Origin of the sequence: Bacillus sp. IBL03825 (assembly GCF_024712505.1) — a bacterium.
Taxonomy (GTDB): domain Bacteria; phylum Bacillota; class Bacilli; order Bacillales; family Bacillaceae_G; genus Bacillus_A; species Bacillus_A wiedmannii.
Genome location: NZ_JAMXKE010000001.1, coordinates 5,208,851 through 5,230,925 on the forward strand (window position 1 = coordinate 5,208,851; position 22,075 = coordinate 5,230,925).

The 22,075-nt window shown below is 37.1% G+C and carries 19 protein-coding genes and 1 pseudogene; 6 read left to right on the forward strand and 14 right to left on the reverse strand.

Annotated elements, in window-relative coordinates:
* Positions 1–11: 11 nt before the first annotated feature.
* The 8 genes from pyrG to NHG49_RS26975 form a co-directional block, all read right to left on the reverse strand.
* On the reverse strand, positions 12–1,619 hold the full coding sequence (gene pyrG, locus NHG49_RS26940; RefSeq protein ID WP_000170450.1) for a CTP synthase: 1,608 nt from the start codon (positions 1,617–1,619) through the stop codon (positions 12–14).
* 257 nt (positions 1,620–1,876) lie between these two features.
* Positions 1,877–2,407: a DNA-directed RNA polymerase subunit delta gene (rpoE, locus tag NHG49_RS26945; RefSeq protein ID WP_064476095.1), complete on the reverse strand. Its 531-nt coding sequence runs from the start codon at positions 2,405–2,407 to the stop codon at positions 1,877–1,879.
* Positions 2,408–2,561: 154 nt separating this feature from the next.
* Positions 2,562–3,191, reverse strand: coding sequence for a TetR/AcrR family transcriptional regulator (locus tag NHG49_RS26950; RefSeq protein WP_000238598.1), 630 nt, complete (start codon positions 3,189–3,191; stop codon positions 2,562–2,564).
* A 66-nt stretch (positions 3,192–3,257) separates the two neighbouring features.
* A complete protein-coding gene (acdA, locus tag NHG49_RS26955) occupies positions 3,258–4,397 on the reverse strand; it encodes an acyl-CoA dehydrogenase AcdA (RefSeq protein WP_000545531.1) in 1,140 nt (379 codons plus the stop codon).
* 21 nt (positions 4,398–4,418) lie between these two features.
* On the reverse strand, positions 4,419–5,549 hold the full coding sequence (locus tag NHG49_RS26960) for an acyl-CoA dehydrogenase (RefSeq protein WP_001009066.1): 1,131 nt from the start codon (positions 5,547–5,549) through the stop codon (positions 4,419–4,421).
* 72 nt (positions 5,550–5,621) lie between these two features.
* Complete coding sequence (locus NHG49_RS26965; protein ID WP_258126758.1) at positions 5,622–6,473, reverse strand: 3-hydroxybutyryl-CoA dehydrogenase; 852 nt, start codon at positions 6,471–6,473, stop codon at positions 5,622–5,624.
* A 56-nt stretch (positions 6,474–6,529) separates the two neighbouring features.
* Entirely contained in the window at positions 6,530–7,813 is a 1,284-nt protein-coding gene (locus tag NHG49_RS26970) for an acetyl-CoA C-acetyltransferase (RefSeq protein WP_222661292.1), read from the reverse strand.
* A gap of 9 nt (positions 7,814–7,822) precedes the next feature.
* Complete coding sequence (locus tag NHG49_RS26975; RefSeq protein ID WP_048542718.1) at positions 7,823–9,934, reverse strand: (Fe-S)-binding protein; 2,112 nt, start codon at positions 9,932–9,934, stop codon at positions 7,823–7,825.
* 400 nt (positions 9,935–10,334) lie between these two features.
* On the opposite strand from NHG49_RS26975, the gene cls reads away from it, so the two are divergent.
* The 3 genes from cls (at position 10,335) to NHG49_RS26990 (ending at position 15,322) form a co-directional block, all read left to right on the forward strand.
* Positions 10,335–11,528: a cardiolipin synthase gene (gene cls / locus NHG49_RS26980; protein ID WP_149173787.1), complete on the forward strand. Its 1,194-nt coding sequence runs from the start codon at positions 10,335–10,337 to the stop codon at positions 11,526–11,528.
* Positions 11,529–11,561: 33 nt separating this feature from the next.
* A complete protein-coding gene (gene uvsE, locus NHG49_RS26985; RefSeq protein WP_098101709.1) occupies positions 11,562–12,515 on the forward strand; it encodes a UV DNA damage repair endonuclease UvsE in 954 nt (317 codons plus the stop codon).
* A 128-nt stretch (positions 12,516–12,643) separates the two neighbouring features.
* Positions 12,644–15,322 carry a DUF4084 domain-containing protein gene (locus NHG49_RS26990; RefSeq protein WP_258126764.1) on the forward strand — a complete coding sequence of 893 codons (2,679 nt, stop codon included), beginning with the start codon at positions 12,644–12,646 and terminating at the stop codon, positions 15,320–15,322.
* 16 nt (positions 15,323–15,338) lie between these two features.
* On the opposite strand, the gene papR is transcribed toward NHG49_RS26990, so the two are convergent.
* Together papR and plcR are read right to left on the reverse strand one after the other, a co-directional pair.
* On the reverse strand, positions 15,339–15,485 hold the full coding sequence (gene papR, locus NHG49_RS26995) for a quorum-sensing peptide PapR (RefSeq protein WP_071724825.1): 147 nt from the start codon (positions 15,483–15,485) through the stop codon (positions 15,339–15,341).
* An 87-nt stretch (positions 15,486–15,572) separates the two neighbouring features.
* Positions 15,573–16,430 (reverse strand): transcriptional regulator PlcR, encoded by an 858-nt coding sequence (plcR, locus tag NHG49_RS27000; protein ID WP_098101711.1) that lies wholly within the window; start codon positions 16,428–16,430, stop codon positions 15,573–15,575.
* 190 nt (positions 16,431–16,620) lie between these two features.
* Between plcR and NHG49_RS31520 the strand changes: the two genes are divergently transcribed.
* Complete coding sequence (locus NHG49_RS31520; RefSeq protein WP_306461235.1) at positions 16,621–16,791, forward strand: hypothetical protein; 171 nt, start codon at positions 16,621–16,623, stop codon at positions 16,789–16,791.
* 56 nt (positions 16,792–16,847) lie between these two features.
* A pseudogene (locus NHG49_RS31525) lies at positions 16,848–17,165 on the forward strand (bacillolysin).
* Positions 17,166–17,177: 12 nt separating this feature from the next.
* Here NHG49_RS31525 and NHG49_RS27010 read toward each other — a convergent pair.
* From NHG49_RS27010 to NHG49_RS27025, 4 genes are read right to left on the reverse strand one after another with little or no spacing between them, the layout of a single operon-like run.
* Entirely contained in the window at positions 17,178–17,780 is a 603-nt protein-coding gene (locus tag NHG49_RS27010) for a response regulator transcription factor (RefSeq protein ID WP_098101712.1), read from the reverse strand.
* A complete protein-coding gene (locus tag NHG49_RS27015; RefSeq protein ID WP_064476088.1) occupies positions 17,777–18,901 on the reverse strand; it encodes a sensor histidine kinase in 1,125 nt (374 codons plus the stop codon). The genes NHG49_RS27010 and NHG49_RS27015 overlap by 4 nt, the downstream gene beginning before the upstream one ends.
* The gene (locus tag NHG49_RS27020) at positions 18,902–19,636 is read right to left on the reverse strand and encodes an ABC transporter permease (protein WP_064476087.1); all 735 of its coding nucleotides are present in this window, start codon (positions 19,634–19,636) and stop codon (positions 18,902–18,904) included. It abuts the gene before it with no gap.
* Entirely contained in the window at positions 19,633–20,535 is a 903-nt protein-coding gene (locus NHG49_RS27025) for an ABC transporter ATP-binding protein (RefSeq protein ID WP_098101714.1), read from the reverse strand. Before NHG49_RS27025 ends, NHG49_RS27020 begins: the two co-directional genes overlap by 4 nt.
* 157 nt (positions 20,536–20,692) lie before the next feature.
* Here NHG49_RS27025 and map point away from each other — a divergent pair, with 157 nt between their 5' ends.
* Positions 20,693–21,487 (forward strand): type I methionyl aminopeptidase, encoded by a 795-nt coding sequence (gene map, locus NHG49_RS27030; RefSeq protein ID WP_002096176.1) that lies wholly within the window; start codon positions 20,693–20,695, stop codon positions 21,485–21,487.
* Positions 21,488–22,075 lie beyond the last annotated feature (588 nt).

The following is a 22,075-nucleotide window of genomic DNA, read 5'->3' on the forward strand; positions in this document are numbered from 1 at the left end:
CGCTTTTTTTATTACTTGCTCTCTTTATTCGTAATAGAAGCACTTACGAAGTCATGGAACAATGGTTGTGGACGGTTTGGACGAGATACAAGTTCTGGATGGAACTGTGCTGCCACGAACCAAGGGTGGTCTTTTAATTCAATGATTTCAACTAGACGACCGTCTGGGCTTGTACCAGAGAATACAAATCCTGCTTTTTCCATATCCGGACGGAATTGATTGTTGAACTCATAACGATGACGATGACGCTCATATACAACCGGCTCGTTGTAAGCATTGTAAGCATTTGTTTCTTCAGCAAGCTTACATGGATATAGACCAAGACGAAGTGTGCCACCTAAGTCTTCTACATCTTTTTGTTCTGGTAATAAGTCAATGATTGCATAAGGTGTGTCAGGATTAATTTCAGAAGAGTTAGCTCCTTCTAATCCTAATACGTTACGTGCAAATTCGATTGATGCAAGTTGCATACCTAGGCAAATTCCTAAGAATGGAACTTTGTTTTCACGAGCATATTGAATTGCAACGATTTTACCTTCTACACCACGATCACCGAATCCACCAGGTACAAGGATACCATCTGTGTCACCAACTAATTCTTGTACGTTCTCTGGTGTTACGTGCTCAGCGTTTACCCATTTCACTTCTACATCTGTGTCGAATGAATAACCCGCATGACGAAGTGCTTCTACAACAGAAATGTATGCATCTTGAAGCTCTACGTATTTACCAACAAGAGCAATTTTTGTTTTCTTAGAAAGGTTACGTACTTTATTAACTAGCGCAGTCCACTCTGTCATATCTGCAGCTGGATTGTCTAATTTCAAGTGATCGCAAACGATTTGGTCCATATTTTGCTCTTGAAGAGATAATGGAACCGCATATAAAGTATCTGCATCGCGCGCTTCGATAACTGCTTTTGTATCAATGTCACAGAATAATGCAAGCTTGTCTTTCATATCTTGAGAAACAGGCAATTCTGTACGAACAACGATAATATTTGGTTGAATACCTAAGCTGCGAAGCTCTTTAACGCTATGTTGCGTTGGTTTTGTTTTCATTTCACCCGCTGCTTTTAAGTACGGGATTAACGTACAGTGAATGTACATTACATTGTCACGACCGATGTCGCTCTTAATTTGACGGATTGCTTCTAAGAATGGTAGAGACTCGATGTCACCAACAGTTCCACCAATTTCTGTAATAACAACGTCCGCGTTTGTTTCGCGACCAGAACGGTATACACGCTCTTTAATTTCGTTAGTAATGTGAGGAATAACTTGAACTGTTCCTCCTAGGTATTCACCACGACGCTCTTTTTGAAGAACTGAAGAGTAAATTTTACCTGTTGTTACGTTGCTGTATTTGTTTAAGTTGATGTCGATGAAACGCTCATAGTGACCAAGGTCTAAATCAGTTTCTGCACCATCATCTGTTACGAATACCTCACCGTGTTGGTATGGGCTCATAGTCCCTGGGTCTACGTTAATGTATGGATCAAACTTTTGAATCGTTACGTTTAAACCACGATTTTTTAAAAGTCTTCCAAGAGATGCTGCTGTAATACCTTTTCCTAAAGACGATACTACACCGCCTGTTACAAAAATATACTTAGTCATGAAAAAGCTCCCTCCTATTTTGCTGTTATATAATCACCGTTGCAAAGCGCAACGTATGTAGATAACACTGTATCCATCTTATTGTTAGACTCTTTTTATTTTCTAAACAAAAAACAAAAAAGAAAATTGCTCCCCTCATCACATAAAGTAATAAGTAGGGAGCAATTTTCTTTTATATTTACACTTTAAAAGTATTATCGTCCTTTTTTAAAGAGCCCAAAAATGATTCTACATGGACGATAATGAAAAGTCAAGAACTACAGTTCTTCCTCTTCTTCTTCTTCAGCTTCAGCTTCATCGTACTCAAGTTCTTCTTCGGCGAAGTCATCGTCATCATCTTCATCTAAATCATCAAGATCATCGTCATCTCCGTCTTCTTCTTCAAGAACCTTGTCCAAATCTTCTACCTCTTCTTCATTTGCGTCTGCATCTTCGAAGTCTTCATCTTCTTCGATGTAGTCGTCAAAACCGTCCTCTTCAACTTTACGTTTCTTCTTCGGTTTTGGCTGAGGTAAGATTTCTTCATCAATTTGCTCATATGGGTACCAGCTACGTAGCCCCCAACGATTTTCTCCTAAATTAATGAAACGTCCATCGATGTTTAAATCTGTATAAAATTGTGCGAGTTTCGCATTAACTTGCTCTTGAGATAGTCCCAGCACTTGAGCGATTTCTCGAACCAACTCGTTGAATGTCGTTGCTTGTCTTTTATCCCCTAAAACGCTATGTACAACTTCAATCATTGAACATTCTTTTAGCTCTTCTGGTGAATATTGCTTAAAATTCACTTATGCGGCACTTCCTTTCTTCAAATATAACCTTATATATAACGGTCTGCTTAAAAAAATCCATACTATTCATTATAAACAAAAGTCGCACAAATATGCTACAAAAAAAACGGGAAACTTTAATATGGTAATAAAATTATAATTTGTCTATTCCTTATTTCGGAAACATATGCGCTCCTTGCAGTACATACCTAATTTGCATTTCTGTATATTCTTCAAGCGTATACAGTTTTTGCAGGGCCCAACGTCTAAATCCCCACATTTGTCCTTGTATGAAAATGTTATGTGCAAGAAGCTGTATCTCTTTTTTATTTAATGTAAATGTCCCATTTTCTGTACACTGCTCTAAAATATTCTCAAACATCCCGACCATTTGAAACTCTTTTTCTAATACATATGGGAGTGATTCTTTCGGTAAAAAACGTACCTCTTGATACATAATTAATACTTCTTCTTGCAATTCATCCATCACTTTAAAATAATTCGTTATCGCTATCTTTAAGCTTTCTATACTTCCCTTCTCTGTACACACTACTTCCTCTAATCTTTCTTTTACATGTTCATAAATACTATCACAAACTAAATATAAAACATCATCTTTTGTACGAATGTACTCATAAAGTGTTCCAATACTAAACCCAGCCGCCTTCGCAATCTCTCTCGTTGTTGTACGTGGGAACCCTTTTTGCTTAAACAATTGCACCGCACCTTTAATCATTTGTTCACGTCTTAACGCAACTAATTTTTCATCTTTCACGGACGCATGTACATTATGTTTAACCATCCCCTTCACCTCTCTCTATTATTTTTTGGAAGGAAAAAGCGTAGGAAAATACCTACGCTTTCATTCCTACTTCGTTAACATACGAGAAATTACAAGCCTTTGAATCTCTTGTGTTCCCTCATATATTTGTGTGATCTTTGCATCGCGCATATAACGCTCTACGGGATAATCTTTCGTATAACCGTAACCACCAAATACTTGTACCGCTTCAGTCGTCACCTTCATCGCTGTATCGCCTGCAAATACTTTTGACATCGCTGACTCTTTCCCATACGGAAGCCCTTCCGATTCAAGCCAAGCCGCTTGGTATGTTAGAAGACGCGCCGCCTCCACATCCGTTGCCATATCTGCAAGTTTAAAGCCAATTCCTTGCTGCGCCGCAATAGGTTTCCCAAACTGATGACGCTCTCTTGCATATTCTACAGAAGCATCTAAAGCCCCTTGCGCAATACCGACTGCTTGCGCGGCAATACCATTACGGCCGCCATCTAATGTTTGCATCGCAACTTTAAATCCTTGGCCCTCTTCCCCGAGTAGGTTCTCTACAGGAATACGGCAATCTTCGAACATAATTTCAGTTGTTGGTGAAGAGCGAATCCCTAACTTGCTTTCCTTCTTCCCAACTGAAAATCCTGGTGTATCACTTTCCACAATAAACGCGCTCGTACCACGCTGCTTCGATTCGGGATCAGTTAACGCAAAAACAACATAAATATCAGCAATACCGCCATTTGTAATAAAGATTTTCGATCCATTTAAAATGTAATGGTCTCCATCTCGTTTCGCAGTTGTCCTCATTCCGCCCGCATCTGAACCAGAACTTGGTTCCGTTAAACCGTATGCGCCAATTTTCGTTCCTTCTGCCATCGGTCGTAAAAACTTTTGCTTTTGTTCTTCCGTTCCAAATTTAAAAATTGGCCAACCAGCAAGTGAAGTGTGTGCAGACAGCGTTACACCTGTTGAAGCACAAACACGAGATAATTCTTCGATAGCAATTACATACGCTAAGTAATCGCTTCCAATTCCGCCGTATTCTTCAGGCCACGGAATGCCGGTTAAACCAAGCTCTGCCATTTGATCAAATAGTGCACGATCAAATCTCTCTTCTTCATCACGCTCAGCTGCCGTCGGTGCTACTTCGTTCTTAGCAAAATCCCGAACCATTTTTCTTATCATTTCATGTTCTTCTGATAGTTTAAAATGCATTCCCGTCTCCCCCTTGTCCTTTTATAAAGCTCGACTAATAACAAGTTTCTGTATCTCACTCGTTCCTTCATATATTTGCGTGATTTTCGCATCACGGAAAAATCGTTCTACCGGATAGTCTTTCGTATAACCGTAACCGCCAAATACTTGCACCGCTTCAATCGCAACTTCAACAGCCGTCTTAGAAGCGAATAATTTCGCAATAGAAGCTTCTTTACCGCATGGTAATCCTTGCGCCCTTAGCGATGCTGCTCTGTATACAAGTAGTCGTGCTGCTTCTACGCTAGTCGCCATATCTGCAAGTTTGAATCCGATTCCTTGCTGCGCCGCAATTGGCTTGCCGAATTGCTCACGCTCTTTCGCATAATCAATCGCACATGCAAGCGCCGCTTCCGCGATTCCTAATGCCTGCGCTCCGATTCCAATTCGTCCAACATCTAAATTCGCCATTGCCACCTTAAATCCTTGTCCTTCTTCACCAAGTAAATTCTCGGCTGGCACTTTCATATCTTCAAACGTAAGTTGTACCGTGCGAGAACCAAGAAGTCCCATTTTATGCTCATCTTTGCCGATAATTAAGCCCGGTGTATCTTTCTCTACTATAAATGCAGAAATCCCACTTTTTCCTGCCTCTGGATTTGTAGAAGCGAATACAATGTATGTACTTGCTTCACCGCCATTTGTAATAAATACTTTCGATCCATTAATAATGTAGTGATCGCCTTTCTTTACAGCTCTTGATTTCAAACTCCCTGCATCTGATCCTGCATTTGGTTCTGTTAATGCAAATGCACCTAAATATTCACCAGTCGCAAGTTTAGAAACATATTTCTGCTTCTGTTCTTCTGTTCCAAAATATAAAATCGGGTTCATTCCAACTGACGTATGTACAGCCAAAATTACACCAACCGTTGCACTTACCTTTGAAATTTCCTCAATTGCTAAAATGTAAGAAATAAAATCCATTTCTGCCCCGCCATATTTTGCAGGCGCTGGAATACCCATTAGTCCAAGCTCACCCATCTTCTGCAAAATCTCTTTAGGGAACACCCCTTGTTCCATACTAGGAACAAAGGGAGCAATTTCCTTCTGCGCAAAATCTCGAACCATTTTCCTCATCATTTGTTGCTCTTCGGTAAAATGAAAATTCATGTACTCCGCCTCCGTTTGCTATATATCTTTTTAATAATTTGGTAAGACCACTATTTTAATAAAAGGAGGACTTTATTCGTAAACGTAGAAACCACGGCCTGTTTTACGTCCTAACCATCCTGCGTTCACATACTTGCGTAATAATGGACATGGGCGATATTTACTATCTCCTAATCCTTCATGCAACACTTCCATAATGTATAAACATGTATCTAAACCGATAAAATCAGCTAATGTAAGTGGTCCCATCGGATGATTCATACCTAGTTTCATTACTTCATCAATCGCTTCTTTCGTCGCTACACCTTCATATAACGTATAGATCGCTTCGTTAATCATCGGTAATAAAATACGGTTCGATACAAATCCTGGGAAATCATTTACTTCAACTGGCACTTTCCCGATTTTTTTCGTAATATCTTCAATTGTTTCGTACACCTCATCATCTGTAGCTAAACCACGAATAATTTCAACAAGTTTCATAACTGGAACTGGATTCATAAAATGCATGCCGATTACTTTTTCTGGGCGTTTCGTTACCGCTGCAATTTCTGTAATTGGTAGAGATGACGTATTCGTCGCTAAAATTGCGTGATCTGGAGCAATTTCATCTAGATTCGCAAAGATTTTCTTTTTTATATCCATTTTCTCAACAGCCGCTTCAATAACAAGATCCGCTTCCTTCACACAATCTAAATCAAGCGTTACTGTAAGGCGATTTAACGTCGCTTCCTTCTCTTCTTCCTTCATGCGTCCTTTTTCTACTTGGCGCGCTAAGTTTTTTGTAATAATAGCCAATACTCTGTCTAATTGCTCTTGTTTTAAATCTTGTACCTTCACATCATATCCTGCTATTGCACATACTTGTGCGATTCCCGAACCCATTTGTCCTGCACCAATTACAACTATTTTTTGTACACCCATTCTTTCTTCCCCCTTAATATAAATTGTTAATAAATCAAAAATCACCTACACGTAAATTAACGAACTTCAATCATAATTGCGTCACCTTGACCGCCACCGCTACAAATAGAAGCAATTCCAATTCCGCCGCCGCGCTGCTTCAGTGCGTGGATAAGTGTAACGATAATACGCGCTCCACTTGCTCCGATTGGATGCCCCATTGCTACAGCGCCGCCATTTACATTCAATTTGTCTGGGTCAATTCCCGCGATTTCTGTACTTGCAATTGCTACCGCTGCAAATGCCTCATTAATCTCGAATAAATCGATATCTTCAATTGTCTTGCCTGTTTTTTTCAACAATTCGTTAATTGCATAACCTGGCGTTCTTGGGAAATCTTTAGACTCCACTGCAATTGCTGTATGTGCCAAAATTGTCGCTAATGGCTTTCTTCCTTCTTGCTTCGCTCTGTCTTCGCTCATTAATACAAGCGCAGCACCGCCATCATTTAGTCCAGGAGCATTACCCGCTGTCACTGCCGACGTCTTATCAAATACAGGTTTTAATTTCGCTAATTTTTCAACCGTTGTATCCGCGCGCGGTGCCTCATCTTTTGCAACGACGATAGGATCGCCTTTTCTTTGCGGAATCGTTACTGGCACGATTTCCTCTTCAAAACGTCCTTCTTTATGCGCTGAAACCGCACGCTGATGGCTACGATATGCCCATTCATCTTGCGCTTCGCGAGAGATTCCATCTTCCTTCGCAACTTCTCCGCCATAAACACCCATGTGTATACCTGAAAATGCGCATGTCAAGCCGTCAGCAACGTTTAAATCGATGATTTCGTTGTTACCCATTCTGTATCCCCATCTTGCACCTCGTAAAATGTAAGGACTGTTACTCATAGACTCCATACCGCCAGCTACAATTAGTGATTGATCGCCAGTACGAATAATTTGATCCGCTAACGTAACCGCACGAAGCCCTGATGCACAAACTTTATTCACTGTTTCCGTCTGTACTTCCCAAGGGATTCCAGCAGCCCTCGCAGCTTGGCGTGATGGAATTTGTCCCTGTCCACCTTGAATAACTGTTCCAAATATAACTTCCTCAACATCACTAGCAGAAACATTTGCTCTCTCAAGCGCTGCTTTAATTGCAATTCCCCCAAGTTCTGTTGCCTTCACGTCTTTTAAAGATCCTCCAAATTTCCCAACCGGTGTTCTTGCAGCACTTAAAATAACTGTTTTACTCATATTTATTTCCCCCATCTCTTTTTTTAGGACCGAGCGCTCGCTCGGTGTTCTTACGTTGAGAAGAGGTGCAATGATTGCACCTCTCTCTAAAGTTGTATTCATTCCTACAAATTACATCGCTTCTTTCTTCTGTCCGATAACAGAGCGTTCTAAAATCTCTGTTACATCAAGAGTTTGAACCTTCTCTTCTACTTCTTTTGCTTTCGTCCCATCGCTAATCATCGTTAAGCAATATGGACAACCTGTACCGATAATAGATGGCTCTACAGCTAGTGCTTGTTCTGTACGAGCAACGTTAATACGTGAACCTGCTGTCTCTTCCATCCACATTAAGCCACCACCTGCGCCACAGCACATTCCGGTTTCACGGTTACGTGCCATTTCTACAAGATTCACACCAGGAATTGCTTTCAAAATATCGCGTGGCGCTTCGTATACTTCGTTGTATCTTCCTAAGTAACAGGAATCATGGTACGTAACTGTTTCCTCAATAGCGTGAACGGGTTTTAAGCGTCCTTCTTTCACCCACTGAGCTAACAATTCTGTATGATGATAGACTTCTGCTTGCAAACCAAAGTCTGGATACTCATTTTTAAATGTGTTATAAGCGTGAGGATCAATCGTAACGATTTTCTTCACTCCTGCTTTTTCAAATTCCTCGATATTCTTTGTCGCCATCTCTTGGAAGACAAATTCATTTCCAAGACGTCGCGGTGTATCTCCAGAATTCTTTTCTTTATTACCAAGTATCGCGAATGAAATGCCTGCTTCGTTCATTAACTTCGCAAACGATATCGCAATCTTCTGACTACGATTATCATATGATCCCATTGAACCAACCCAGAATAAATATTCGAACTCCTCGCCAGCTTTCGATTTTTCTTTTACAGTTGGAACCGTTACTTCATCATCACCTTGGCGCCAAGTTTCACGCTCTTTACGGTTCAGTCCCCACGGATTCCCTTGACGCTCGATGTTTGTCATCGCACGCTGCGCTTCCGCGTCCATCTTTCCTTCTGTTAAAACGAGATAGCGGCGTAAATCAATAATTTTGTCAACATGCTCATTCATAACCGGACACTGATCTTCACAGTTACGGCACGTTGTACAAGCCCAAATCTCTTCCTCTGTAATAACATCTCCGATTAAACTCGGATCGTAAGCAAGCGTTGTAGCTGCTGATTCTTGTTGCCCTTTCCCAGCTGCCATCATCGCTAACTGATTTCCTTGTGTATTATTAAAGGCAACTACTGGAACCCACGGTGCTTTTGATGTCACTGCTGCTCCTTTATCAGTTAAATGATCACGAAGTTTTAAAATTAAATCCATCGGCGATAACATTTTCCCTGTCCCTGTTGCCGGGCACATATTTGTACAGCGACCACACTCTACGCAAGCGTATAAATCAATAAGCTGATTTTGTCTAAAGTCTTCGATTTTACCAACACCAAATGTTTCTTGCGTTTCATCTTCAAAGTCAATCTTTTCAAGTTTCCCTGGATTTGAAAGACGACCGAAGAAAACGTTAACTGGTCCCGCAATTAAATGCGCGTGTTTTGATTGTGGAACATACACTAAAAACGTTAACAAAATTAGTAGATGCACCCACCAAGAGAAATAGAACACAGAAATGGCTGCGGTTTCATTTATTCCCGAGAAAACGTAAGCGATTGCAGAAGCAATTGGTTCACTCCATGAAAGCTCCTCGCCGTGCCATATAATTCCCATCCCATTACCGAGTAGCACAGAAATCATTAAGCCACCAATAAAGATAAGAACAAGGCCTGATTTGAAATTACGTTTTAAACGAACTAGCTTCTCAACATAACGTCTATGAAAAGCCCAAAAGACTGCAATTAAAATAACAAGTGTGACAATTTCCTGGAAGAATGTAAATGCAGGGTATAGTGGTCCAAGTGGAAGATGTGATCCTGGTGCGAGTCCTTTCCAAACGAAGTCAATTGCTCCAAATTGGACAAGAATAAATCCGTAAAAGAACATAACGTGAATAATGCCGCTCTTCTTATCTTTCAGCAGCTTTTTCTGACCGAAAACATTGACCTTAAGGAGATCCCAACGCTCTTTAAAACGACGGTCAAATTCAATCTTTTTTCCTAACTGTATGTAGGCCATCCTCGTCCGTATAAGATACACAAACAAATATCCCGCATAAGCAATAACAGCAATGGCAGCCAGCCAATTAATGATCAGTAAGCTATTCATTTTTATGCTACCCCTCTCTTTGTAAGCCCTCTTTCTTTTTTAGAATCTTCAAAAACATATAATTTTCTGAATTTTTTCCCCTATCTTCATTATATAATGAGTGAGCATTCAGTCAACAGTTTTTTGTTATACAACAACATATTTTTTAATAAAGCTGTTTATTTCGGTGAAACTATAAAGTGAAACTTTAATCAGTAGGGGATTGTTTCCTCCCGCCTGATTCCTTTAAGTAAGCCTAATTTTTAAGTAGGTGGCTTACCTCCCATTAATATCGGATAAAGTGAAATTTTAATCAGTGGAGAGCTGTTTATTCCCTACTGATTATTAGCTTCACCAATCGGGCTTTTCCAGGCAACCAGCAAAATGAAGGTGAAAAGAATGCAAAGGAGGGAATCCACTTATGTTCTTCTTATCTCTCTTGTTAATATGCGTTACTCTTTGGATCACAATTGACCTTTTATATGGGAGGATTCTTCACTTAAAGCGTGTGCGCTCTCGTACTTTCCCTTTACGTCAAAGTAATTTTCACCTTTATACATACGGGCAAGATTTATATGATGCTTTATTTACTGATATACAACAAGCAAGGCACCATGTACACGTTTTGTTCTTCATTGTAAAAAACGATAAAATCAGTCGTGAATTTTTAAAGTTACTTATCGATAAGGCACAGGAAGGAATTGAAGTAAGACTTTTACTCGATCGATTGGGAAGCCATTATTTATCAAACGAGGCAATTCGTTCCCTACAAAAACACGGTGTCTCTTTTTCATTTTGTCATAAAGTGAAATTTCCTTTTCCGTTCTTTTCTGCAAATCAAAGAAACCATAGGAAAATTACAGTTATTGATGGGGAAATTGGTTATATTGGTGGATTTAATATTGGAGAAGAATATTTAGGACATAATCAAAAATTAGGATTATGGCGCGACTATCATTTGCGTCTTACTGGGGAAGGAATACAGGATTTACAAAAGCAATTTTTACATGATTGGCTCGACGATACGGATCAAAATTTATTAGATTCATCTCTTTATTTTCCTAAGCAACAACCAGGAACCATTCTACATCAATTTATCCCTACTGATGGTGCCTATTTGCAACATACTTTTTTATATTTAATCGAAAGCGCGAAACAAGAACTCTTTATCGGTACACCATATTTCATTCCTGGGAAAAAAATTATGCACGCATTATTAAAAGCACGAAAACGTGGGGTTCAAATAACGATTCTCGTTCCAGAAAAAGCTGATCACTCCCTTGTTCGAGAAGCAAAATTTCCATATTGCCGAAAGTTAATACAAGCCGGATGTAATATTTACGCATTTCAACGAGGGTTTTTTCACGCTAAAGTTATTATAGCGGACGATTATATTTGTGATATCGGAACTGCAAACTTTGATATGAGAAGTTTATATATTAATCATGAAATCAACTGCCTTTTATATGATAAACATTTTATACAAACAGTAAAAAACAGATTCCATAAAGATTTAGAAAACGCGTCCTTACTTTCCTTTAAAGATGTTAGCCCCCTTTCTCTTATTGATAGAGGGAAAGAATGGCTAGGAACGATACTTTCTTTCTTCTTATAGGAAAGATAATGAGTAAAAAGAGGTGTATCACATATGATTATGCGATTCGGATATGTTTCACATGCAATGGCACTCTGGGACTGCTCTCCTGCCAAAACGATGACATTTACAAGCTTTCAAAAGCTCAGTAAACAAGAACGAGAAGATAAATTGTACGATGTTACGAGGCAAAACCTTGAGCATACAATACGTATTCTTCATTACAATATAGCGCATGAAATTCCGTTATATCGTTTATCCTCTTCCATCGTCCCACTTGCAACACATCCCGAAGTCGAGTTTGATTATATCGGGGCATTTACACCGCTTTGGCGTAAAATCGGGGCATTAATTAAAGAACACAATTTACGAGTAAGCTTTCATCCAAATCAATTTACGCTATTTACAAGCGACAAGCCACATATTACAACTAACGCTATTACAGATATGGCCTATCATTATAAAGTATTAGATGCAATAGGAATTGCAGATTCTTCTTATATTAACATCCATGTAGGTGGTGCCTATGGAAATAAAGAACAAGCGGTTGGACGTTTCCATGAAAACATAAAAAAACTTCCTGCACATATAAAGGAGCAAATGACGCTTGAAAATGATGATAAAACATATACAACTGCTGAAACTTTATCGATTTGCCAAAAAGAAAAGATTCCATTCGTATTTGATTATCATCATCACATGGCAAACCTTTGCGAAGAACCGCTAGAAGTATTACTCCCTGCAATTTTTGAAACTTGGTCACATACAAATGTCCCTCCTAAAGTTCACATTTCCTCCCCTAAATCAAAAAAAGAATTTAGGGCTCACTCTGAATATATTGATTTAGAGTTTATTAAGCCTTTCTTACACATTGCAAAAAAAATCAACCATAATTTCGATATTATGATTGAAAGTAAACAAAAAGATTTAGCAATGCTGCAATTCATACATGAATTATCCTCTATAAGAGGGATAAAAAGAATAAATGGCTCAACATTACAATGGTAAATTGTAATGTTGAGCTATTTTTTTCAAAAAAAGTAATTTTTATAGTAAAAAACAACCTATTGTATATGCTATGATTGGAATTAGCATTTTCCACCTGCGATTCAACTTTATTGAAACGGAGCCATAATATGATTAATCAAAAAAAATATGTACACTTTGTCACGATGTATATAATTATATTTTCCCTTTGGATATTTCTTATCCCTAAGGACTTGAATATAAAAGAAATTGGAATTCTCTTCTTATTTTGTTTTGCTGCACTCTTTTCTTGCTATTGCTTATATAAAGCTATTAAGAAAATGAAGCGTAGTGATAAATTATTTTGGGTTTTATTACTCTGCACTTGCATATGCGGACTAACTATGGAAATAACTTTATTCCTTCATTCACTTTCTATATATGATCAAGTCATATTCTCATATAAGGCATTGCCCTTTTTCATCATACAATATATTTTGCTCTTTTCTGGGTTTGCTATCAAATTCATAAAACATTATTCTATTAGAGGCCTTGCTCAATTTTCATTCGATAGCATCTTTATTGTTATTATGAATATTTATTTTACCTTAACTTTTATTTTGGACCTCTCAAGCTTTCGTATGTTAACAACAGATCACTGGGTTTTAATTGGATACTTTATTGCACAAGCATTAGTAATTTACGCCGTTATTAGCCTATATAGACGAGAACAATATTCTGCTAGCAGAATTTCATTAATTATCGGTTTTACTATCATACTTGTGTACGGGTATATACATCTGTTCCAACTAAACATGGGGATGAAAACTTCTTCTGAAGTCTCTTATTTAGTACATACTGCTTCAATTTTATTAATTGGTTTATCTTCCATACTATACATTTTGGACAAACCAATGCAGCATGAAACGAAAACAAAGTATTATCGATTTGATTATGTGCGCTTTATATTACCCTATTTCAGTATAATCATTACTTTTTCCTTTATTCTTATTCAACCTTGGGATGATAAGTTCATGCTAATCGGTCTAGTATTATCACTCATCTTATTATTCCTACGACAACTTTACATGTGGAAAGATAATCAAGCACTAATCGATACATACGAACAGTTGACTACACAACTAGAAGGCAAAGTAGAAGAGGGTGCATCTGCGTTATCAAAGAGTGAACAACGCTATAAATCGTTATTCGAAGATCATCCTGATGCCGTTTTCTCTTTAAATATGGATGGTATTTTCCAACAATCTAATACAGCTTGTGAAAGCTTATTTACTGCCTACTATTGTGAAGTAGAAAGCTATTCTCTTCTACACTTTATTGACTCAAAAGACCATGATCTACTAAAGAAAGCTTTACAAATAACAAAAGAAGGTAGACCACAAACTTTAGAAGTTCGCACAAAAGAAAAAGAAGGCTATTACTATTACCTTCACGTTACACTCATCCCTACTTTCATAAACAAAGAAGTTGTTGGGATGTTCGGCATAGCACGTGATATTACAACTTTATATGAAAAACAAAAACAAGTAGAACATTTAGCCTTTCATGATGCACTGACTGGATTACCAAATCGCCGAAAGTTTGAAAAAGATTTAAAAAACATTTTAAATACAGCTCAAACTAGCGTGAATGATGTTGCCGTTATGTTCCTTGATTTAGATCGATTCAAAAAAATTAACGATAGACTTGGTCACGATGTCGGAGATCTATTATTAATTGAAGTAGCAAAAAGATTACGTGGTTGCTTGCGTTCAAAAGATATCGTTGCTCGCCAAGGTGGAGATGAGTTTACAATTCTATTACCAGATATGTACTCAGAAAAAAGTGCGGCTTTTATAGCTGAACAAATTTTAACCGTTTTAAACAAACCATTCTTCATTAAAGACGAAGAACTGTCTATTACACCGAGTATCGGAATTGCCATGTATCCTGATTACGGGACCGATGTTACTGAATTAATGAAAAATGCTGATATGGCTATGTATCGCGCGAAAGCAAATGGAAAAAACAGATTTGTTTTCTTCTCAAAAGAAATAAGTATCGCCCAAAATGAAATCCAATTCTTAGAAGGTGAACTTACAAAAGCATTACAACAAAATGAATTTTTCCTAGAATATCAGCCACAAGTAAGCACAAAAACAAAACAAATTATCGGTTTTGAAGCATTAATTCGTTGGAAGCACCCAAAACTCGGTATCGTGTCTCCTGCCCAATTCATTCCTCTAGCGGAGGAAACCGGATTTATTATTGAACTTGGAAATTGGATTTTACGTACCGCTTGCTTAGAGGCAAAAAGATGGCATAATCAAGGGTTTTCTCACTTAAAAGTTGGTGTGAATTTATCTGTTGTTCAATTTAACCATGCAGATTTAATCCCTACTATTTCAAAAGTGTTAGAAGAAACCGAACTAAAATCAGAAGCACTAGATATCGAAATCACAGAAAGTATCGCAATTAATCAAAATCAGTCTGTCATTTCCAAACTAGAACAGCTTCAAAATCTCGGTATTCAAATTTCAATCGATGACTTTGGAACTGGTTATAGTTCTTTAGCTTATTTAACAAAATATCCAATCAACACATTAAAAATTGCTCGAGAGTTTATTTGTGGAATTACAAATAGTCCTTTAGAGGAAGCGATTATCTCCTCCATCATTACACTATCTAAAGAACTAAATTTAGAAGTTATTGCAGAAGGTGTAGAGACGGAAGAACAATGGAAGTTTTTATATGAACAAAACTGTGACCACATTCAAGGATTCCTTATTAGCAAGCCTGTTTCTAGTAAAGACGTTTGGATGTTACTCCACAAAAAAACAACCGTCTAAGTAAGACGGTTGTTTTTTAGTACTCAAAAGGTACATCTGAAGCTAATTGTATCTCTTGATCATTATGAGAAATTACTTGATTTTTCTCTAAAACTGTATCTCCTAATGAAATACCCCATGCCATCGCTAACGTTAATAGACTACCAATAAGTAGTTTCTTCATATTCCATCACCCACATTTTTTCTTTAAATATATCATGAAAATTTATCCACATTTTATGCAATTATGCATATTTATTTTTTGGATTTTTTATTTCTTCATTTTTTTTATAATTGATTCTTTTAACGCATGGTTTCCTAATATATCGAAAAAGAAGCACGCTTTTTCGTAAGCATCTTCAATTTCTGCTCTATCACACTCTAGCTTTTCTAGGCATTCACCTTTTCGATAGTATAACTGTCCAATCAATGTCATACTATTAATTTGGCACGATAGTTCAATGGCTTTATTTGCGTGACAAAGCGCTTCTTCGTATTGATTGTCTAAGTATAATGCTTTTGCATGATTATGTCTCACCTTCACATCAAACTCTTTATTATCATGTAATGCCTCTAATTGTTTTAATATATTTTCAAATAACTCAATACTCTTCTTAAAATAGCCATTTTCAGCGTAAATATTTGCAATTGCGTTTTCAATATAAAGGTTCTGATATACATCTATCCCTGCCAATTGTTGATTAAGCAATTTCTTTAATTCTAAAATACAATATTCGTAATCGATTTTTTTCAATATGTAGGCAGCGACATAATATTGCCATTGAAGAAATTGCTGAAGCTCGGGATGATATTCTTCCTTTTTCAACTCATTCCATACTTTATTATAAATTTCTTTATATTTCTTTTGCTTACAAAGCATAATAATTCGATCTTTTAACTGCTTATTCCTCTCAATATCAGAATAAATGAGTACCTCATAAAAATGAATAATGGGAACTTGTAACTTTGCTGCAATACCTTGCAATATATCCATACTTGGGTATACTGCGCCCGATTCAATTCGGCTCACTTCCGATTGATGACATATGTTCTCGGATAACTGTTTTTGTGTTAATCCCCTCATTACCCTAATTTTTTTGATTTCACTTCCTAGTTTTTCTGCGTGCATACTTACTCACCATCCCATTATAACAATCTAATTTTTTGAGTTGTCATACCACTACAATAATGTGAATTCGACAATTTTTGATATGAAATAATGCATAATATATATAAAATTCGGCAAATTTTTCATAAAATTCATCTCACATACAATAATAGATTAAAAGTTTTATAGATAAATTATAGAAAACTTGCCCGTGCTTTTCTTTACATTCGGTCTTCTTTATCCTTTATCTGCAGAAGCTATTCACACCCAAGAATTAGACAGAAATGAAGTAAAAGTTGAAATTGCTCAGCCTGGTTTAACAATTGGAAAATTAACAGAACCTCAAAGTGATTCGAAAGAGAATATTGCTAAAAATATTTAAAAGGTGAGGTAAACGGGGCTAAAGCTCAACAAGAGCAAGTTACAACTGAAAAAAATATTGATTTTCAACCTACAAATAAAAAAACAAAAGAAAATCAAACCGAAGTTCGCCTTGCACAAACTTACAAAAATTATAAAGTATATGGCCAAGATCTTATTGTAAAAGTAGATAAAAATGGAGTAATTACAACTGTTAGTGGTAAAGTTGTCCAAAGTTTAGACCAACAACCTAATCTTACTATAACAAATTTTTTGTCGAAAAATGAAGTAAAATCTAAATTACGCGATATACTTTAAATTCCGAGCGATGCGACTGAGACAGAATTCTCTAACGAAACCGTTGTTTATAAGAAAAAAGAAGTTTACCACTCATAGGTAAACTTCTTTTCATATCCATCCCTTTTCTTCCGCAATTGTAATTGCCTCAATTCTATTTTTCGCATCTAGCTTCGTTAATACTTCAGAAATATAATTACGTACTGTACCAGGCGAAAGATAAAGTGCCTTCGCAATTTCATTTGCCGTCTTTCCTTCTTTCGCAAGTAGCAATACTTCTTTTTCACGATCTGATAACGGATTTTGCTCCTGCCATAAGCCGAACATTAAATCTTGAGAGATCTCTCGCTTTCCTTTCATTACATTACGAATCGATGCAGCTAAATCTTCACTTGGGCTATCTTTTAATAAATATCCGTGCACGCCAGCTTTCATTGCTCGTTCAAAATATCCAGGGCGTGCAAATGTTGTTAAAATCATTACTTTGCATGCTGATTTTTCTTTCTGTAACGTTTCCGCAACATCTAATCCGGTTTGAATTGGCATTTCAATATCCATAATGCTTACATCAGGTTGTAGCGATTCAATTAGTTTTAACGCTTCTTCCCCATTGGCAGCTTGTCCAATTACTTCAATATCATCTTCTAGATCAAGTAGGGCCCCTAATGCACCACGAAGCATCCGCTGATCTTCTGCAATAATAATTCGAATCATGCCCTCACCTCATCTTTTCCTGTTCTAATGACAACTGGTACTTTTACTATTAATAGTGTCCCTGGATTGATTGTGCCCAGTTCAACAAACCCATCAATAAGAGCGATGCGCTCTTTCATACCACGAATGCCATTTCCATCATGGTTTTGATCCGCTAAACCAATTCCATTATCTTCTACTGTCAAAATTAATTCACCTTGTGATTCTAGTACAGAAACTGTACAACGCGTCGCCTGACTATGCTTTACAACATTTGTCACAGCCTCACGTAAACACATTCCTAAAATATTTTGTTCAATGGGTGATAACGAACTTGCATTCGTTTCTTGTTTTATTGCTAATTCAATAGTAGCAGCTTGTAAGATCGCTTTTATTTGCTCAAGCTCTTCTTCCACTGTAATCATACGCATATCAGAAATTAATTCCCTTAACTGCTTTAAAGCGGTACGAGATGTTTGTGTAATTTCCTTTGCTTCCACACTTGCACGCTCCGGATTTTTTACAATTAACTTTTCCACGAGCTGACTTTTTAAAGTAATGAGTGATAACGTATGCCCTAACGTATCATGAAGATCTCTTGCAATCCGCTGCCGTTCTTCACGTTTTACTAAGTCTTTAATTTGCTCGTTTGCTTCGTTTAATTGATTTCTTAATATCTTTTTTTGATTAAAATTACGCATACCAAAAGGCGCAACAAGCATCAAAATAAGCATCGGGACAGTATTTATAAAGCTTGTAAATGAAAAACCCGCACCATATACAAATGTTATAAGCGTTACAACTAATAGGCCCAATAATATACGAAATATTTTTTTCGTCGGTGCGAACGCTATGGCGTTTGATGTAAAGAAGCATAAAAAAATAAGATACGGGCTATAGAAAAAACTAAATACTAAAGCAATAATCATTTGCATACAAGCCCACATTGCAAACATTTTTGTAACAAAATACAACTGCCGATATGCTAGTATAAACAGTATTAGCATACCAGCCCCAAACATTAACCTCGAACCTTCCTCTTGTACAAGTGCATAAATTGGGAATGCTAGATACACAAGCCACATATACGGGAAGAAACCCATATGTTTCGGAAAAATCTCAATCCTCTTCTTCTCTATCATTTATACCGCTTCCTGTCTTTTTCTTATATATATTGATACTACAACAAATATAAGGAAATAACCTCCTAATACCGCGATATTTTCCCAACCAACTGATTTCCCAGCTACAATATCCCATGCACCGCTCCCGAAGTGATATGTTGGTGTCCATTCACCAATCGTTCTTAATATTTTTGGGAATACTTCAATTGGCATCCATAGCCCGCCAATCACAGCTAGACTCATATTTAAAATATTCGCTAAACCCGCTGCTGCATCTGCCTTTTTAATAGAACCTATTACTGTTCCTAACGCTAAAAATGGTGTTACACCTAACAACAACCATAATCCAGCGCCAACCCATTGTCCTACTGTTAACTCGACATGATTAATTAATATTCCTGCGATAAAGATAACTAAGATTGAAAAAGCATTCACTACAGTTTGAGCGATGATTTTGGCTGTTATATATGCCCCCTCTGGAAGTGGTGTAATTTTTAACAAATGTGTCCACCCTTGCCCCTTTTCCTGAGAAATCCTTACACCGAAACTAAAAAGTGCCGTCCCTACAATACTAAATGTCGCCATTGAGATTAAATAATGCGCTTTCCAAGCATCTCCGTTTTGTGGCACTTGGATAACATTTGTGAAAATGTAGTAAAACATAACTGGCATTAGTAATGAGAAAAAGATAAACAATTTATTACGAAACGTACGTAAAATTTCTATTTTGCATTGCATCCATAAAGCCCTCATGCGATTCCCTCCTCCTGATTTGCGACAAACTGTTCAAATGCTTCATCAAGACTTCCACGTTCAACTGAAACATCTGTTACAGGTAAGTTCTTTTGATAAATCGCTTTTAAAGTTGCATCTGTATCTTCAGTTGTTAAAGTGAAGTGCCCTGCGTTTGACTGTACTTCTGTTACGTTTGGTAATTCTTTTAGTAATTTTGCAGGAATACTTTCCTTGGAATAAAACTTGATTGTTTTTCGCGAAATCGTCGCCTTCATCTCATCTGGTGTACCATCTGCGATAATCTTTCCATTCGCAAATAATAAAATGCGATTCGCCAATGCATCCGCTTCTTCTAAATAGTGCGTTGTTAAGATAATTGTTTTTCCTTCACTTGCTAACTTTCGAATTGTTTCCCAAAACGTTCTTCGAGACGTAATATCCATTCCAACTGTCGGCTCATCTAAAAATAACAAATCAGGATTTCCTGCAAGTGCAAGTGCAAAGTTTAACCTTCTTTTTTGCCCACCTGATAATTTCTCACATCTTTGCTTTCGCTCCGATTTTAAATTTGATAACTGTAGCAACGTTTCTTTCGCTACCGGATTCGTATAATAACTACGGAATAACTCAATTGCCTCTTCTACTGTAATACTATCAATCACACTTACTTCTTGTAGCATCGCACCGAGGCTATTACGAACATCTCTATGCTTGGGACTCTTTCCAAATATAGAAACAGTTCCTTCCGTCGGATCCTTTAATCCAAGCATCATCGACATCGTCGTCGTTTTCCCTGCACCATTCGGTCCAAGTAGTGCTACAATTTCTCCTTTATTCACATAAAATGAGACGTTATTTACTGCCTTTTTATATTTAAATGTTTTAGAAACACCATTTACTTCTATAATCTTTTCCATCTCTCCACCCCCGCTGTTTCTTATATTTACATTGTATGTGTTGGAAAACTTAGGAAACAGTATGATGCGTCATGACATCGATATGACAATTGTCATGTATTCCTTATGAGAGGAATCAACCTACATACCGCAAGCGAGTAGCAGGACGAAAATAAACATGATACAATCGGGTAAGATATATATTCGAGGAAGGACAGTGGTTTTCATGATTATTCGTAATGAACAAGATTTAGAAGGCTTACGAAAAATCGGCCGCATCGTTGCACTTGCACGTGAAGAAATGAAAAAAGAAGCGAAGCCAGGTATGACAACGAAAGAGCTTGATTTGATCGGTAAAAAAGTATTAGATGAGCATGGTGCTATTTCTGCACCTGAAAAAGAATATGATTTCCCAGGTGTAACTTGTATTAGTGTAAACGAAGAAGTTGCTCACGGTATTCCAGGAGATCGCGTATTAAAAGAAGGCGATTTAGTAAATGTCGACGTATCTGCTGCACTTGATGGCTATTATGCAGATACAGGTATTTCATTTGTACTTGGAGAAGATGAAGCAAAAGAAAAGCTTTGCCAAGCAGCGGTTGATGCATTTTGGGCAGCAATGAAAAAGGTGAAAGCTGGTTCCAAACAAAACCAAATTGGTCGTGCTGTTTCAAACTTTGCACATAAAAATGGATATAATGTGATTCAAAACTTAACTGGTCACGGTATTGGTCTTAGCTTACACGAAGCACCAAACCACATTTTAAGCTACTTTGACCCAATGGATAATGCGCTTCTAAAAGACGGTCTTGTTATCGCTGTAGAACCATTCATTTCTATGAAAGCTGATCACATTATCGAACGTGGCGATGATGGTTGGACATTCGTTACACCTGATAAAAGCCTTGTTGCACAATGTGAACATACAGTTGTCGTAACGCGCGGCGAGCCGATAATCTTAACAGAAATATAAAATTAAAAATGACCGTTTTTTAGAATTTTTCTACTAAAACGGTCATTTTTAATTTTTGGAAAATATTTGTTAAACTGCTGTTGAACTCTTTAACATTTAAGTATATAATCTTTAGCGAAGGTTACTTCAGCTTATCTTTACTAAAAAGATATTGTAGCTAAGGAGGAAAACACCTTCTTTTTTATTGTTTAAACAGTATCAAAAATGACCGTAGTAACGGATTAGTCGAATATTCTGTAATTCTTATATTCCTCTAACAATGTAAGAAACTATCGTCTTTCAACTTCGGTCCACTAATCGTACAACTCTCTTTAGACAAAATAGATGACTATTTTCAAAGTACATATTGTCTTCATTCTGACCAAAAACAACCCTATCTAGATTTTTATTTCCACATAACTTTAAGGCAAAAATAAGCCTTCACAAGGGGATACACTACCTTGGTTAGTATGTATCGTAAAACTTACCTTTATAACCATTCTTTTTTACTAGATATACATGAAAACTATCTCACATATAAAGGTCTGATATCATTCTTTATATCAGTATTTTTTTCGACATTTTTTGTCGAATTGTGTATATTTCCAA

What these genes read in the sequence shown, in the direction of transcription:
- pyrG (WP_000170450.1), bottom strand. Translation starts at nt 1,619, where the DNA reads ATGACTAAGTATATTTTTGTAACAGGCGGTGTAGTATCGTCTTTAGGA.
- NHG49_RS26950 (WP_000238598.1), bottom strand. Translation starts at nt 3,191, where the DNA reads ATGGTTAAACATAATGTACATGCGTCCGTGAAAGATGAAAAATTAGTT.
- acdA (WP_000545531.1), bottom strand. Translation starts at nt 4,397, where the DNA reads ATGCATTTTAAACTATCAGAAGAACATGAAATGATAAGAAAAATGGTT.
- NHG49_RS26960 (WP_001009066.1), bottom strand. Translation starts at nt 5,549, where the DNA reads ATGAATTTTCATTTTACCGAAGAGCAACAAATGATGAGGAAAATGGTT.
- NHG49_RS26965 (WP_258126758.1), bottom strand. Translation starts at nt 6,473, where the DNA reads ATGGGTGTACAAAAAATAGTTGTAATTGGTGCAGGACAAATGGGTTCG.
- NHG49_RS26970 (WP_222661292.1), bottom strand. Translation starts at nt 7,813, where the DNA reads ATGAATACAACTTTAGAGAGAGGTGCAATCATTGCACCTCTTCTCAAC.
- NHG49_RS26975 (WP_048542718.1), bottom strand. Translation starts at nt 9,934, where the DNA reads ATGAATAGCTTACTGATCATTAATTGGCTGGCTGCCATTGCTGTTATT.
- cls (WP_149173787.1), top strand. Translation starts at nt 10,335, where the DNA reads ATGTTCTTCTTATCTCTCTTGTTAATATGCGTTACTCTTTGGATCACA.
- uvsE (WP_098101709.1), top strand. Translation starts at nt 11,562, where the DNA reads ATGATTATGCGATTCGGATATGTTTCACATGCAATGGCACTCTGGGAC.
- NHG49_RS26990 (WP_258126764.1), top strand. Translation starts at nt 12,644, where the DNA reads ATGATTAATCAAAAAAAATATGTACACTTTGTCACGATGTATATAATT.
- papR (WP_071724825.1), bottom strand. Translation starts at nt 15,485, where the DNA reads ATGAAGAAACTACTTATTGGTAGTCTATTAACGTTAGCGATGGCATGG.
- plcR (WP_098101711.1), bottom strand. Translation starts at nt 16,430, where the DNA reads ATGCACGCAGAAAAACTAGGAAGTGAAATCAAAAAAATTAGGGTAATG.
- NHG49_RS27010 (WP_098101712.1), bottom strand. Translation starts at nt 17,780, where the DNA reads ATGATTCGAATTATTATTGCAGAAGATCAGCGGATGCTTCGTGGTGCA.
- NHG49_RS27015 (WP_064476088.1), bottom strand. Translation starts at nt 18,901, where the DNA reads ATGATAGAGAAGAAGAGGATTGAGATTTTTCCGAAACATATGGGTTTC.
- NHG49_RS27020 (WP_064476087.1), bottom strand. Translation starts at nt 19,636, where the DNA reads ATGAGGGCTTTATGGATGCAATGCAAAATAGAAATTTTACGTACGTTT.
- NHG49_RS27025 (WP_098101714.1), bottom strand. Translation starts at nt 20,535, where the DNA reads ATGGAAAAGATTATAGAAGTAAATGGTGTTTCTAAAACATTTAAATAT.
- map (WP_002096176.1), top strand. Translation starts at nt 20,693, where the DNA reads ATGATACAATCGGGTAAGATATATATTCGAGGAAGGACAGTGGTTTTC.